This window comes from Acidovorax sp. GW460-11-11-14-LB4, assembly GCF_059423685.1.
In genome coordinates, this window is record NZ_JBWKYJ010000094.1 from 1 (window position 1) to 14,746 (window position 14,746).

Genomic DNA, 14,746 nt, shown 5'->3' on the forward strand with positions numbered 1-14,746 from the left:
CCCCACGTCCCACAACGGCCCACGCACACCCAACGCCCACCCTCCATGTCCCAGCACTCGACCTCTTTGTGGAGCCCCTTGCGCCAACCCGCGTTCAGGGGCCTGTGGATTTGCGGCGGCATCTTTTTTGTGGGCAGCGGCATGCAGAGCATGGCGGCGGCCTGGCTCATGGTGGAACTCACGGGTTCGTCGTTCCTGGCAGCCCTGGTGCAGACGGCGGTGTTCATGCCCATGTTTTTGCTGGCCCTCCCTGCCGGCGTGCTGGCAGACACGACCGACCGGCGCCGGTTGATATCGGGCGCACTGCTGGCGCAGGCCGGGGCGTGCGCCTTGCTCACGCTGCTGACGCTGGGGGGCTGGAGTGGCCCGGCGTCGGTGCTGTTTCTGGTGTTCATCTGCGGCTGCTGCACGGCAGTGCTCACACCCGCGTGGAACTCGTCGGTCATCGACCCCGTGCCGCGTGACGAATGGCCCCAGGCCATCACCGCCGTGAGCATTGCCTACAACGCCGCGCGCGCTGTGGGGCCCACGATGGCGGGCCTGGTGTTTGCGCAGCTGGGCGCGGGCTGGGTCTTTGCCGTCACGGTGACCACCACGCTGGTGATGTGGGAGTCCATCCGCCGCTGGCCGCCCAAGGCACATCCGCCCTCCAAGCTGCCCGCCGAACGCCTGTGGGGCGGCACTCTGAGCGGCCTGCGCTTTGCCTGGCACTCGCGCATGATCCTCGCGCAACTGGTGCGCGTGATGGCCTTCAGCGCAGCGGGCTCGGCCCTGTGGGCGCTGCTGCCGGTGATTGCGCAGCGCCAGCTCGGCACAGGTGCACAGGGTTTTGGTCTGCTCATGGGCTGCCTGGGCACGGGCGCCGTGGCGGTCGGCCTGGTGCTGGGGCGGCTGCGCGCGCGTTTTGGGCTGGAGGCCATCGTCGGCGCCGGTGGTGTGGTGTTTGCGGTGGCCATGCTGGTGGCTGCACTGACCCACGTTGCCTGGGTGGTCTACATCGCCATGCTGTTCGCGGGCGCTGCCTGGATGTCGGCCATGTCTACCTTCAACACCGCCACGCAGGCCAGCGCCCCACAGTGGGTGCGCTCGCGCGCCGTGGCCATGCACATGGTGGCGGCGCTGGGCGCGTTTGCGATGGGCTCGGCCTTCTGGGGCGCCTCCTCGGACCTGATCGGACTCATGCCCACCTTGTGTGTGGCCGCCGCGCTCATGGGCGCGGGCCTGCTGCTGGCCCGCCCCATGCCGCTGCGCATGGGCGCGCTGCACGAGGTGACCCAGGCCACGCCCTGGGACGAACTCTTCATCGAGGCGGAGCCCCTGCCCGAAGCGGGCCCCGTGGCCGTGGAAGTAGGCTACCGCATTGCCCCCGGCACCGACGCCGCCTTCCTCGACACCATCAGCCGCATGAAGGCCCCGCGCCGACGCGACGGCGCCACCTTCTGGCGCATCTACAAGGACCTGGGCGAGCCATCGCGGTATGTGGAGCGTTTCATCGTCGAGTCCTGGGCCGACTACCTGCACCAGCGCGCCCGCGCCACCATGGCCGACCAGGCCCTGGAGACCGAAGTGCGTGCGTTTTTGGCGCCGGGCGAAGTCGTGCGGATGTCGCACTACATTGCAGAGCGATAGATGCCCTTGAGCCGACCCGTCGTGGTTTCGGCTTGATGCGCGTCAATTTCCGCAGCCGGATCGGATGCCGAGGCCGGCGGTCTGCCTGCGACAATCGCACCATGACCTTCGCCCCCCTTGCCAACGACACCTTCCTGCGCGCCTGCCGCCGCCAGGCCACCGACTACACGCCCCTGTGGCTCATGCGCCAGGCGGGGCGCTATCTGCCGGAGTACAAGGCCACGCGCGCCCAGGCGGGCAGCTTCATGGGCCTGGCCACGAACGTGGACTACGCCACCGAAGTGACCTTGCAGCCGCTGGAGCGTTTCCCACTCGACGCCGCCATCCTGTTCAGTGACATCCTGACCGTGCCCGACGCCATGGGCCTGGGCCTGTCGTTTGCCGAGGGCGAAGGCCCGCGCTTTGCCAAGGTGGTGCGCGACGAAGCAGCCGTGGCCGAGCTGGCCGTGCCCGACATGGACAAGCTGCGCTACGTGTTCGACGCCGTCACCAGCATCCGCAAGGCGCTCAATGGGCGTGTTCCTTTGATCGGCTTCTCGGGCAGCCCCTGGACACTGGCCTGCTACATGGTCGAGGGCAAGGGATCGGACGACTACCGCCTGGTCAAGAGCCTGATGTACGCCCGCCCCGACCTGATGCACCGCATCCTGGCCATCAATGCCGACAGCGTGGCCGCATACCTCAACGCCCAGATCGACGCGGGCGCACAGGCTGTGATGATTTTTGACAGCTGGGGCGGCGTGCTGGCCGACGGTGCCTTCCAGGAGTTCAGCCTGGCTTACACCAAGCGCGTGCTGGCACAGCTCAAGCGCACCGGCGTGGATGGCACCGATGTGCCGCGCATCGTCTTCACCAAAGGCGGCGGCATCTGGCTGGAGGACATGAAGGACATCGACTGCGAGGTGCTGGGCCTGGACTGGACGGCCAACCTGGGCAAGGCGCGCGCCATCGTCGGCGGCCAGGTGGGCGGCCCCGGCAAGGCGCTGCAGGGCAACATCGACCCCAACGTGCTGTTTGCGCCGCCTGCACAGATCGTCACCCAGGTGCATGCCGTGCTCGACAGCTTTGGCAAGCCCCACACCGACCGCAACACCACCGGCCCCACGCACATCTTCAACCTGGGCCACGGCATCAGCCAGTTCACCCCGCCCGAGCATGTGGCGGCATTGGTGGAGGCTGTGCACAGCCACTCGCGCGCGCAGCGCCAGGGCTGACACCCCGGGCGAGGCATCCAGACCGCCCGGCACACCGCGCAGGGACCAGGTGATGGCAACGGAACACCCTGTACCGCCGCCAGCGGAGTCCCCCACTGGCCCGCAGGCACTGCCCGCCTCGGCCCTGCAATCCCCACCCTGCGCGCTCGCAGACTGCGTGCGCGCCTTTTTCTGGCGCGACCTGGGCCGCCAGCCGCCCCACACGCCAGCGGACACGCGCGTGCCGCCCGGCCCCTACCCCGGCATCATCTGGCTCACGCGGGGCACGGCCCAACTCGTGGAATGTGCGGGCGCGACCGCCGCAGCGGCCATGCCGGCCATCACGCTGTCGGGCGCCCACCGACATCCGTACCACTCGGTCTCCTCCCGTGATGGTGATTCGTTCTGCCTGGCGTTCCAGCCCGGCGCGCTGGGGCTGCTCACCGGGCAGGATCTTGCGCCGCTGACCGACCGGGTCACGGACGCAACGACCTGGCTGCCCGCGGCCTGGCACCCTTTCCTCGCGGCCGTCCACGCGGCGCCTGACCACGGGGTGCGTCAGGCGCTGTGCGTGGACTTCCTCACCCCACGCTGGGCGGTCGTGGCCGACCGGCATGCTGCCTGGTTGCAGGTGTTGCACCAGGCTTGGCAGCGCGGCGCACGCCAGGCCCTGGCCTCTGCGCTGGACTGGACGCCCCGGCACCTGCAGCGCCGCACCCGGCAGCTGGCGGGCCTGCGGCCTGGCGAGATCGAACGCATGCTGCGCGCCGAACATGCCCTGCTGGCCATGCGCGACGGCAACGCCGGTGCCCTCGATGCCGCGCTGCGCCATGGCTACGCCGACCAGGCGCATTTCAGCCGCGAGGCGCGCGCCCTGTTCGAAAAGCCCCCCGCAGCGCTGAAGGCCCACACCCGGCGGCCGGGCGACGATGCGGACTGGCTGCTGCGGCGCAGTTGAAGCCGCCGCCCGCTGGAGACTGCCGATTACCGCTGGATCACCTGGGGCCGCTTGATCTTGGCCTGCAGCTGCAGGATGCCGTAGAGCAGCGCCTCGGCTGTGGGCGGGCAGCCGGGCACATACACATCCACGGGCACGATGCGGTCACAACCCCGCACCACCGAATAGCTGTAGTGGTAATAGCCGCCGCCGTTGGCGCATGAGCCCATGGAGATCACGTAGCGCGGCTCGGGCATCTGGTCGTAGACCTTGCGGATGGCGGGCGCCATCTTGTTGGTCAGGGTGCCGGCCACGATCATCAGATCGCTGTGGCGCGGGCTGGAGCGCGGGATGATGCCGAAGCGGTCCAGGTCGTAACGCGCCATGGCGGCGTGCATCATCTCGACCGCGCAGCAGGCCAGCCCGAAGGTCATGAACCACAGGCTGTCGGTGCGTGCCGCCTGCACCACCTCGTCCAGCCGGGCCAGCACAAAACCGTCGCGCTCCATGGTGGGCGCATCTGCCATGGGGGAAGAAGAGTAAGTAGCCATGGCGGCATCGTCGCCACAAGTCGCCGCGCCGTCTTGAAGCAAAGCGACATGGACCGCTGTGACACCAAGAACGCCAGACACTCCGGGCCCTGCGACAATCCCCGGGCATTTCGCAGCAGATCCGGCGTCCCCGCCAGCGCACTTATGCACAAAATTGGAGCATCCTCGTACTAGGCGCGACTTCGTACGGCAACTTGCAAACAAACCTCGCCACGACGCTAAGTGCTTGATTTATATGGCGTTAAATCCCCTGCTTTTTTGACAGGCAATCCAGCCAAAGCACGAATTGACAAGGACTTGCGGAGCAAACCCAAGGGATATCAACAAAGTTATCCACAGAAATTCTGAATTTCTTACAAATTCCTTGTCAAATCAAGCACTTGCAGGCCATATCGAAGAAACGCATGAACATGGACTCACGCCGATAGCACAAAAAGGGGGCAACCTGTCCTCTTGACGAAGTCCTGCTGTCCGACTTATGCACACAAAACGTGATGCAGCGCAACATGGAGACGCTGAATCGGCTTAGCACAAAAATCCGGGGCAAATTTCTTCAGATGATTGATTCATAACGTTTTTTTTGGAGTGCTGTATTTCCGGGCAATCTGTTCGCAGCCAGCATTCATGCGGCTTGGGCGGGGGTCGGGACAGGATGTCAACAAAGTTATCCACAGAAATCCGGGATTACTCACACACCCACAGCAAATCAAGCACTTAGCCGCCAAAGCTCCAGATCACATCCACAACGCGCACTAAGCCTATTTCTCCTCCATAGCTCGTGTCTATGCCCTCCTCCCTCGTCCACGTTGCCCTGCAGACGCCATCGCACAGCGGAGTCGGCGACCTGCTGAGCTACGCCAGTGAGCGCCCGCTCTCACCGGGTACGCTGGTGCGGGTGCCCTTGGGCACGCGCGAGGTGCTAGGCGTGGTGTGGGACGCCGACGAAGCCCCCGGTGAGCTGCCCGATGGCGCCACGCTGCGCCCCATTGCAGGTGTGCTGGAGGGCGTGGCGCCCCTGGATGCGTCCTGGCGCCGTCTGGTGGGGTTTGCAGCACGCTACTACCAGCGCGCCTTGGGCGAGGTGGCCCTGGCGGCCCTGCCCCCTCAACTGCGCGACCTGCGCCCCGAGCAGTTGGCACGGCGGCTGCGGCGCCCGGCCAAGGGCGCAGGAGACACCTCACGCACTATTGAAAACATAGCACTCAGCGCAGAACAAGAAAGCGCCAGGGCCCGAATTTCCTCAGAAAAAGGGCCTTTCCTGCTGTTTGGCAGCACCGGCAGTGGCAAGACCGAGGTGTATCTGCGTTGCGTGCAAGAGATGCTGGAGACCGACCCCACCGCCCAGGCGCTGGTCATGGTGCCCGAGATCAACCTCACGCCCCAACTGGAAGAGCGCTTTGCAGGCCGCTTCGCTCCGCGCTTCGGACCCGGTGCCGTGGCGTCGCTGCACAGCGGCATGACCAACCCGCAACGCCTGGCCAGCTGGCTGGCCGCGCACAGCGGCAGCGCACGCATCGTGCTGGGCACGCGCATGGCGGTGTTCGCCAGCCTGCCCGGCCTGAAGCTCATCGTGGTGGATGAAGAGCACGACCCCAGCTACAAGCAGCAGGAGGGCGCGCGCTACTCCGCGCGCGACCTGGCCATCTGGCGCGGACGCGAGCAGGGCGCGAAGGTGATCCTGGGCTCCGCCACGCCGTCGCTGGAGAGCTGGTACGCCAGCCGCCCGGCCACGGCCGAAGACCCAGAAGGTGGCCGCTACGTGCGGCTACACATGCCCAGCCGCATTGGCGCCGGTGCCCTGGCCCGTGTGCGCCGGGTGGACATGAACCAGCAGCCCCGCCGCACCGTGTTCAGCGCGCCGCTGCTGCAGGCCATTACCGAACGCGTGGCGCGTGGCGAGCAGAGCATGATCTTGCTGAACCGCCGGGGCTACGCGCCCGTGCTGCACTGTGTGGACTGCGGCTGGAAGAGCGACTGCCCGCACTGCAGCGCGCACCAGGTGTTCCACAAGACTGACCGTACCCTGCGCTGCCACCACTGCGGCCACACGGTGCGCGTGCCGTTTCACTGCCCGACCTGCGGCAGCCCCGACATCCACCCCATGGGCAAGGGCACCGAGCAGCTCGAAGAACAGCTCGGCACGCTGCTGCGGGAGGTGCTGCGACCCGACCGCACGCCCGCCCGCATCGCCCGCATCGACGCCGACACCACCAAGGCCAAGGGCGCGCTGGAGGCGCAGTTGGCACAGGTGCATTCGGGCGAGGTGGATGTGCTGGTGGGCACGCAGATGATTGCCAAGGGGCACGACTTTCGGCGCATCACGCTGGTGGCTGCGGTGCAGCCCGACGGTGCGCTGTTCAGCAGCGACTTCCGCGCCGCGGAGCGGCTGTTTGCACTGCTGATGCAGGCAGCAGGCCGCGCCGGGCGCGATGCCGCCTACATGGCCGCCCAAGCAGTGCATGGCACGCAGCCCGAGATGTGGGTGCAGAGCTTTCACCCCCAGCACGCCGTGTTCGAGGCGCTGCGCAAGCACGACTACGAAGCTTTTGCCGCCCAGCAGCTCAAGGAGCGCGAAGAGGCCGCCATGCCCCCGTTCTCGTACCAGGCGCTGGTGCGGGCCGATGCGCGCACGCAGGAGGTGGCGCAGGGCTTTCTGACTGCGGCCACCGCCGCCGCCCACGCCACGCAGTTGCCGGGCTTGCCCGATGGCACGGTGATCCTGTTCCCGCCTGTGCCGCTCACGATCCAGCGCGTCGCCAATGTGGAGCGCGCCCAGATGCTGATGGAAAGCAGCAGCCGCACCACCCTGCAGCGCTTTCTGGCCGCATGGCAGCCGATATTGCAAGCCACGCGCAGCCAGCCGGAGCACAAGGGGCTGATCCGCTGGCTGGTGGATGTGGACCCGCTGGCGATCTGAGGCGCACCGGCAGTCTGTCGCAGCGGCCAAAAACAAAGGGGGCTGCGCTTTTCAACGCAGCCCCCGCATCGTCAGAGCGTGGTTCGCCGTTTACAGCGCGCCGTCACCCAGCACGATGCCTTCACGTCGCGGGTCCACGCCGCCTTCCAGCTTGGTCTGGCCGTTGCGGTTGACCCGCATGATGGTGGAGACGCCACTCGACTGCGCGGCGTTGTTCACCGTGTGGCCCTTGGCCTTGAGGCCGTCGATCAGCCCGGTGAGGTCCAGCGCCGTGTTGGCACCATCCACGTTGGTGGTGGGGCTGTTGGTGGCGCCAAAGTTCACCAGCGATGTGGCTTGTTGAGCGTCCAGGTTCCAGTCCACCGCGCCGACCACGGTCTTGAGCACGTACTGGATGATGGTGCCGCCGCCGGGCGAGCCCGTCGCCATCACGAAATCACCCGGCTCTGTGCCCTTGAACACCAAGGTGGGTGCCATGGTGCTGCGGGGGCGTTTGCCGGGGGCCACGCGGTTGGCAATGGGCACACCCGCACCATCGGCCGGTTGCGCCGAGAAGTCGGTGAGCTGATTGGTCAGCAGAAAGCCGCCCACCATGTGGAACGAGCCCATGCTGGACTCAACCGTGGAGGTCATCGACACCACGTTGCCATAGGCATCCACGATGGAGAAGTGCGTCGTGCCGCGCTCCACCGTCTTGTCCACACCCAGAGGCACATCGCCCAGCGCCCCTGCCGACGCCGTTCCCAGCGACTTGCCGTCCGGCTGGATCAGTGCCGCGCGCTGCTTCAGGTAGGCCTTGTCCAGCATGGTGGACACACCCTTGCCGGGCAGCGGGATGAAGTCGGTGTCGGCCACGTACTTGTCGCGGTCGGCGTAGGCCAGGCGCTCTGCCTCGGACACCAGGTGCACGCCCATCACGCTGGGTACGCCGCCTTCGTTGGTGGGGTTGGTGGGGCCGTATTTGGAAAGGTCGAAGTTCTCCAGAATGCCCAGCGCCTGCGCGATGGCGATACCGCCCGACGACGGCGGCGACATGGTGCAGACGTAGTAGCTCGCGCGGTAGGTGGTGCACACCGGCTCGCGCTTTTTGGCCTGGTAGTTCTTGAGGTCGTTCACCGTCATCAGGCTGGGGGTGATGGGCGTCTTGGCCGCATCATCGCCCACCGCCTGGGCTGCCTTGGCCACGATGGCCTCGGCCAGCGGGCCGGAGTACATCGCGTTGGCACCGCCGCTCGCCAACGTGCGCAGTGTCTGGGCGTAGGGCAGGTTGGTCGTCACCGTGCCGGTGGCCTTGGGGGTGCCGTCGGCGTTGAAGAACGCGGACACCGCATTCGCGTCCAGCGCCAGGCTAGCGGCGTTGCCCTTGATCGCGTCGCCCATGCGGCCGGGAATGCGGTAGCCGTTGGTGGCCAGCTGGATGCCTTCGTCAAACAGCTTTTCCCAGCCCAGCTTGCCATGCTCCTTGTGGGCCATGTCCAGCATACGCATCACACCCGGCACACCGATGGAGCGGCCACTGCGCCGAGCGCTGGGCACGGGCGCAGCGGACGAGGCATCACCCTGGTCCTGGCGCACCAGGTAGTAGCCGTTGGCGGCTGCGGGTGCGGTTTCACGGCCGTCGTACGCCACGACCTTCTTGGTGTTTGCGTCGTAATACATCATGAAGGCGCTGCCCGCCAGCGTGCTGGACTGCGGCTCCACCAGGCCCAGCACAGCCTGCACGGCCACGGCGGCGTCCACCGCAGTGCCGCCGGCCTTGAGCACGTCGCACCCGGCCTTGGTGGCCAGCGGGGTGTTGGCCACCACCATGTATTTGCTCGATTGCTTGGCCTTGTAGCCCAGGCGGTAGCCCGATGCCGCCTCGGGCGCTGCCGGGTCACCCGCCACGCCAGAGCCCACCACCACGGCCGAGCCAGAGCTGGACACCACCGAGCAGCTCTGGGCATTGTTGTCCACGGCCAGGTCGTTGTCCGAGCCACTGCCGCAGCCCGAAAGCACCAGCGCAACGGCCACGGGCGTGAGTGCCCACAGCGCGATATTCCTCTTCCTCATAGTGAATCTCCTGTTGTTGTCCGTTCGTGGGCATGGATTGACCACGTGGCATCGTCGGCGCAAAAAGCATGCCGTGTCGAATGTTTTTTCGTATCGTTTTCTCAAGGCAGCCATCTCAGGAAGGCAACGACAGGCAGGCCAAGGCGGCGGCACGACAGCGGCACGGCCACATTGTCTGGACGACGCCTGCGCGCGAGCCCCGCATGAAAAATCGAAGCAAATCCGGCGGTAGCGCTAGTGCATCATGCACTGGTAGCTATCATTTTTGATAGTCCGAGTCCCCGCTCTGGCTTTGAGCCTGCACCTACACTGCCCCGTACCGCAGCAGGAGACCCCATGACCCCCGAACAATTTGCAGACGAACTGGCCCGCGAAGGCTTTGAGCCCGCCGTCACCGTGACCCGCGAAGCTGGGGGCATGCTAGGTGACCACACCCACCCGTTCGAGGCCAAGGCGCTGATCCTGTCGGGTGATATCCGCATCGCCACGGCTGCGTCAGAACGTGTGTACCAGGCGGGCGATGTCTTTCACCTGGCGGCCGAAGAGCCGCACTCGGAGTTCTACGGCATGCTGGGCGTGCAGTATCTGGTAGGGCGCAAGACACCCACGGCGGCCTGACACCACCTCACCGCAGCAGCCTGGCGGCTCAGGTCAGCAGCGCGACGGCGGCAGAGAAGCTCAGAAAAGCCAGCGCGGTGGACACCAGGATGATGCGCGCCACTCGCCCGTTGTTGGCGCCAAACTTCTCGGCCAGCAGCGACACGTTGCTGGCGCTGGGCAGCGCCGCCAGCAGCACCATCACCGTGAGCGCAAAGGGCGTGAGCGGTACCCCCATCGCCATGGCCGCCGTGCCTGCGCCCCACACCAGCAGCGGGTGCACCAGCAACTTGGCCAGCGCCACCGGCACGTAGTCCCGTGCAGGGACCTGCTCGTGCTGGTTCATCTGCGAGCGGGCCAGCACTGCGCCGATGGTGAACAGCGCGACGGGCGAGGCCGCGTCGGCCAGCATGGCGATGGTCTTGTCCACCGGGCCCGGCAACTTGAACTGCAGCGCCGACGCCAGCGTGCCCAGCGCTATCGACCAGGGCATGGGGTTGGTGGCCATGCCCCTGAAAGCGCTTTTCAGCGCCACGCCCACGCCATGGGTGCCCGCCCCATCCAGGCGTGAGAGCGCAATACACAGTGAACTGGTGATGACCATGTCCACCACGATGGTGACGATGGCGGGCCCTGCGCTCTGGGCACCCAGCAGTGCCACCAGCAGCGGCACACCCATGAAGCCCGTGTTCGGGAAGGCTGCGACGAGCGCACCAAAGGCCGCGTCGTTCCAGCCGATGCGCGCGTTGCGCGTAAGCGCCACCGTGGCGCCCACCATGACCAGCGCACACAGCACATACACGCCTGCCACGGCCGGGTCCAGCAGTTGGTGGATGGGTGTGCTGGCGCCAAAGCGGTACAACATGCACGGCAGCGCAAAGTACAGCACGAAGGCGTTGAGCCCCGGGATGGCAGGTTGCGGCAGCACGCCGCGCCGTGCGGCGAGGTAGCCACAGAGCACGAGCGCAAAGAAGGGGAAGGTGACGAGCAGGACGGACAGCACAGCCCGATTGTCCTTGTTGCGCCAGCAGCCAGGGTCTGCGGCGCCCGGGGTGGTCAGCGCAAAGTCAGGTGGGTGGGCTCGCGGGGGGCGAGCGCAGGCACCCGTTTTTTGTTATTGCTTGCGCTGAATGATGAGGTTGCGCTTGGCATCCTCCGGGTAGGCAAAGGTGATCGCGCCGTTCTTGACCATGCCCATGACCAGCATGTTGCGCGTGATCGCGTCCTTGTCCTGCGCGCTGAAGGGCTTGTCGTAGGTGGTGACCACGCCGTAGTAGGTCTTCATCTTGCCCTCCAGCGATTCCTTGATGGCCTTGCCGTTCAGGTTGCCGTCGCGGATGCCGAGGAAGGAATACATCAGCAGATAGGTGGCGTCGTAGGCGTTGGCTGCCGCCATGGGCACAGCCACCTTGCCTTGGTACTTGCGGGTGTAGCTCGACAGGAACGATGCACGGCGCTCGTTGCTGGGCTCGGCGATGAAGGTCTGCACCATCAGCGCGCCCTCGGCCGCATCTTTGGCGCCTTCGAGGAAGAACGGGAAGGACAGCGGCCACGGCCCCACCTGCGGCACCTTCCAGCCCAGCGCCTTCTTGCCGTTGGCAATGGTGGCGTTCTCCGGCCCCACGGTGTAGCTGTAGACCACGTTGGCGCCCGCGTTGCGCGCCGCAGTCAGCTCGGCCGTCAGGTCCTTCACCCCCAGGTCAAAGCGTGCCACATGCACGGGCTTGAGGTTCTTGGCGGCCAGTGCGGCCACCACATCGTTGTAGCCGCCTTCGCCATAGCCGGTCTTGTCGGCAAAGATGGCGACCTTGTCCCAGCCGCGTTTGACGATGTCGTCCACCAGGAAAGGCGCCTGGATCGCGTCGCGCGCCTGCACGCGGAAGATGTAGCTGTCGGGCGCGGGATATTTGGCCGTCACGGCTGTGCCCGTGGCGCAGGGCACGATGAGCGGGCTTTTGGCGTCCTGGAACAGGTCGATGGCCTTGAGCGCCACGCCGGTGTTGCAAAAGCCAATGGTGGCGACCACTTTCTCATTGAGCAGTTCTTGCGACACCTTGCGGCCTTGATCGGGGTCGGCCCTGTCGTCCTTGATGACGAGCTCCAGCGGGCGGCCCAGGTAGCCACCCACGGCATTGATCTCGTCCACCGCCAGCTTGATGCCATTGAGCATGGGCACGCCAAAGTCGGCCGACGGCCCCGTGAACGGCCCCACCACGCCGATGCGCGCGGGGGCGTTGCCCCCCACCTGCGCATGCGCCACCCGTGGCAGCAACGCCGCACCCGCCAGCACACCGGCAGCCGCCAGGGCGGACCAGGCGGTCCATGCAGGCAGTGGCAACCGACGGCGGCCCGCCCGGGGCGCGGCGGCGGTCAGAGCGATGGATGGCGGGGTCACAGGGTTCATGGCGGTGCTCGGTTCACAACACTCCCCTCCCGGTGGGGGAGGGACTCACCAACCAGTATCAAATTGTGAAAACAAAGCCCCTAGCGGGGTTTCCCGGAGCAAAGGGCCTGCCCCATGGGCTGCGGTGCGCCCCTGTCAGCCGACCGTCAGGCACCGGTCGCGCGTGGGCGACCAGAGCATGCCGGGGGGTACGCCGGTATCATTGCGCCCTTGCGCTGCACGTCCCCTCAGCGTGCACCCCACGCCCGTGGCGCCCACCGCCCCGCGCCTGTCCGGTTCCCCCCTTCGCCTCTTTCTGCACGTTTCCTCTTCTCCATGTCTGCCGGTCTCAATCTCGCCCAGCTCCAGGCTGTCCACTACACCGACGGGGCCTGCCTCGTGCTGGCAGGCGCGGGCTCGGGCAAGACACGGGTGATCACGATGAAGATCGCCCACATGATCGAAAAGGGCATGGACCCCAAACGCATCGCGGCCATCACCTTCACCAACAAAGCCGCCGCCGAGATGCGCGAGCGCGCCAAGGGCCTCATCGGCCGGCGCGCCAAGGATGTGCTGGTGTGCACCTTCCACGCGCTTGGCGTGCGCATGGTGCGCGAAGACGGCCATGTGCTGGGCCTCAAGCCCCAGTTCAGCATCCTCGACGCTGATGACGTGACGGGCATCCTGAAAGAAGCCTCGGGTGGCACCACCGACATGGCCACGGCGCGCCAGTGGCAGTGGGTGATCAGCAAGTGGAAGAACATGGGTCTGACCTCCGAACAGGCCCTGGCCCAGGCGGCGGACGACAACGAACGCATCATCGCCACGCTCATGGCGCGCTATGAAGAGCGCCTGGCGGCCTACCAGAGCGTGGACTTTGACGACCTGATTGGCATGCCGCTGCGGCTGCTGCGCGACTTCCCGGAGGTGCGGGCCAAGTGGCAGGCGGCCCTGGGCCATGTGCTGGTGGACGAGTACCAGGACACCAACGCCACGCAGTACGAGCTGCTCAAGCTGCTGGTGGGCGAAAAGGGACATTTCACCGCTGTGGGCGACGACGACCAGTCCATCTACGGCTGGCGCGGCGCCACGCTGGACAACCTCAAGAAGTTGCCGGTGGACTACCCCCACCTCAAGGTCATCAAGCTGGAGCAGAACTACCGCTCCACCAGCGCCATCCTGCGTGCGGCCAACAACGTGATCGGGCCCAACCCCAAGCTGTTCCCCAAAACCCTGTTCAGTGAACTGGGCGAGGGCGAGCCGGTGCGTGTGGTCGATGCCGACAACGAGGAGCACGAAGCCGAGCGCGCCGTGGCCCGCATCCAGAGCCTGCGCGCGGCCAGCAACCCGCCGCCGGACTGGAAGAGCTTCGCCATCCTGTACCGCGCCAACCACCAGGCCAAGCCGTTCGAGAAGGCACTGCGCAAGGCCAACATTCCCTACAAGGTCTCGGGCGGCACGAGCTTCTTTGACCGCGCCGAAATCAAGGACCTGTGCGCCTGGTTCCGGCTGTGGATCAACAACGACGACGACCCGGCGTTTTTGCGCGCCATCACCACGCCCAAGCGTGGCATCGGCCACACCACGCTGGCATCGCTGGGGGCCTTTGCCACCCAGCACAAGCAAAGCATGTTCGGCGCGCTGTTCAACGGCATGCTGCCTGCCGCTGTGCCCAAGCGCGCCATGGACGGCCTGCACGAGTTTGGCCGCTACATCAATTACCTGGAGTACAGCGCCCGCCGCACCCATGGCGCCGAAGAGGCCCGCGCCTTTTTGAACGAATGGCTCAAGGAAATTGGCTACGAGCAGCACCTGTACGACAACGAAGACAGCGAAAAAGTGGCGGCCGCCCGCTGGAGCAACGTGATGGAGTTCTGCGACTGGATGGCCCAGCGCGCGGGCGGGCAGATCGACGATACGGCCGGTGCCGTGGTGGCCAAGGAGACCAAGAGCCTGCTGGAGGTGTCGCAGACCATTGCGCTGCTATCCACCATCAGCGAGCGCGAGCAGGAGCAGGACATGGTCACGCTCTCCACCCTGCACGCCAGCAAGGGGCTGGAGTGGCCGCATGTGGTGCTGGTGGGCGTGACCGAGGGCATGCTGCCCTTCAAGCTCGATGACGACGAAGGCCGCCAGCAGAAGGTGACCGACGACGTGCTGCAGCGCCTGCAGGAAGAGCGCCGCCTGATGTATGTGGGCATCACCCGCGCCCAGCGCACCCTGGCCGTGAGCTGGACCAAGCGCCGCAAAAAAGGGCGCGAAATGGTGGCCGCACAACCGAGCCGCTTCATCGCCGAAATGGGCCTGGACAAGACCACCGCCCGCGAAGACCCGCGCGAAAAACTCAAGGCCCTGCGCGCCGAATTTGCTGCCAAGGCCCAGGCCACCACTGCGGCCAACGCGGCTGCGGCCGCCAACCCGGCGCCCACTGCTTGAGAGGGCGTACGCACATGGCACAACACCCCGCCACCGATACCACCCCACGCC

At 66.5% G+C, this 14,746-nt stretch carries 10 protein-coding genes; 6 read left to right on the forward strand and 4 right to left on the reverse strand.

Annotated elements, in window-relative coordinates:
* The first annotated feature begins 45 nt into the window (after positions 1-45).
* From AC07X4_RS21975 to AC07X4_RS21985, 3 genes are all read left to right on the forward strand, one after another.
* Positions 46-1,629 carry an MFS transporter gene (locus AC07X4_RS21975; RefSeq protein WP_494741309.1) on the forward strand — a complete coding sequence of 528 codons (1,584 nt, stop codon included), beginning with the start codon at positions 46-48 and terminating at the stop codon, positions 1,627-1,629.
* 101 nt (positions 1,630-1,730) lie between these two features.
* Positions 1,731-2,843, forward strand: a complete 1,113-nt coding sequence (hemE, locus tag AC07X4_RS21980) for a uroporphyrinogen decarboxylase (protein WP_099729142.1) — start codon at positions 1,731-1,733, stop codon at positions 2,841-2,843.
* 52 nt (positions 2,844-2,895) lie between these two features.
* Positions 2,896-3,780 (forward strand): helix-turn-helix transcriptional regulator, encoded by an 885-nt coding sequence (locus AC07X4_RS21985; protein WP_494741310.1) that lies wholly within the window; start codon positions 2,896-2,898, stop codon positions 3,778-3,780.
* Positions 3,781-3,806: 26 nt separating this feature from the next.
* Here AC07X4_RS21985 and AC07X4_RS21990 read toward each other — a convergent pair whose 3' ends face one another.
* Positions 3,807-4,268, reverse strand: a complete 462-nt coding sequence (locus AC07X4_RS21990; protein ID WP_369817519.1) for a NuoB/complex I 20 kDa subunit family protein — start codon at positions 4,266-4,268, stop codon at positions 3,807-3,809.
* Between the two features lie 826 nt (positions 4,269-5,094).
* Here AC07X4_RS21990 and priA point away from each other — a divergent pair.
* Positions 5,095-7,227 carry a replication restart helicase PriA gene (priA, locus tag AC07X4_RS21995; RefSeq protein WP_494741311.1) on the forward strand — a complete coding sequence of 711 codons (2,133 nt, stop codon included), beginning with the start codon at positions 5,095-5,097 and terminating at the stop codon, positions 7,225-7,227.
* A 90-nt stretch (positions 7,228-7,317) separates the two neighbouring features.
* Here the strand turns inward: priA and AC07X4_RS22000 are convergent, their stop codons facing one another.
* Entirely contained in the window at positions 7,318-9,279 is a 1,962-nt protein-coding gene (locus AC07X4_RS22000; RefSeq protein ID WP_494741312.1) for a gamma-glutamyltransferase family protein, read from the reverse strand.
* 336 nt (positions 9,280-9,615) lie between these two features.
* Between AC07X4_RS22000 and AC07X4_RS22005 the strand changes: the two genes are divergently transcribed.
* Entirely contained in the window at positions 9,616-9,897 is a 282-nt protein-coding gene (locus AC07X4_RS22005) for a cupin domain-containing protein (protein ID WP_494741313.1), read from the forward strand.
* A gap of 28 nt (positions 9,898-9,925) precedes the next feature.
* Here the strand turns inward: AC07X4_RS22005 and AC07X4_RS22010 are convergent, their stop codons facing one another.
* On the reverse strand, positions 9,926-10,879 hold the full coding sequence (locus AC07X4_RS22010) for an AEC family transporter (protein ID WP_494741314.1): 954 nt from the start codon (positions 10,877-10,879) through the stop codon (positions 9,926-9,928).
* A gap of 111 nt (positions 10,880-10,990) precedes the next feature.
* Complete coding sequence (locus AC07X4_RS22015; RefSeq protein ID WP_395456567.1) at positions 10,991-12,280, reverse strand: ABC transporter substrate-binding protein; 1,290 nt, start codon at positions 12,278-12,280, stop codon at positions 10,991-10,993.
* Between the two features lie 315 nt (positions 12,281-12,595).
* Here AC07X4_RS22015 and AC07X4_RS22020 point away from each other — a divergent pair, with 315 nt between their 5' ends.
* Positions 12,596-14,695 carry an ATP-dependent helicase gene (locus AC07X4_RS22020; protein ID WP_056747936.1) on the forward strand — a complete coding sequence of 700 codons (2,100 nt, stop codon included), beginning with the start codon at positions 12,596-12,598 and terminating at the stop codon, positions 14,693-14,695.
* The last annotated feature ends 51 nt before the right edge of the window (positions 14,696-14,746 follow it).

Coding starts and splice junctions, on each gene's coding strand:
- AC07X4_RS21975 (WP_494741309.1), top strand. CDS start 46: ATGTCCCAGCACTCGACCTCTTTGTGGAGCCCCTTGCGCCAACCCGCG.
- AC07X4_RS21990 (WP_369817519.1), bottom strand. CDS start 4,268: ATGGAGCGCGACGGTTTTGTGCTGGCCCGGCTGGACGAGGTGGTGCAG.
- hemE (WP_099729142.1), top strand. CDS start 1,731: ATGACCTTCGCCCCCCTTGCCAACGACACCTTCCTGCGCGCCTGCCGC.
- AC07X4_RS22000 (WP_494741312.1), bottom strand. CDS start 9,279: ATGAGGAAGAGGAATATCGCGCTGTGGGCACTCACGCCCGTGGCCGTT.
- AC07X4_RS22005 (WP_494741313.1), top strand. CDS start 9,616: ATGACCCCCGAACAATTTGCAGACGAACTGGCCCGCGAAGGCTTTGAG.
- AC07X4_RS22015 (WP_395456567.1), bottom strand. CDS start 12,280: ATGAACCCTGTGACCCCGCCATCCATCGCTCTGACCGCCGCCGCGCCC.
- AC07X4_RS21985 (WP_494741310.1), top strand. CDS start 2,896: ATGGCAACGGAACACCCTGTACCGCCGCCAGCGGAGTCCCCCACTGGC.
- priA (WP_494741311.1), top strand. CDS start 5,095: ATGCCCTCCTCCCTCGTCCACGTTGCCCTGCAGACGCCATCGCACAGC.
- AC07X4_RS22020 (WP_056747936.1), top strand. CDS start 12,596: ATGTCTGCCGGTCTCAATCTCGCCCAGCTCCAGGCTGTCCACTACACC.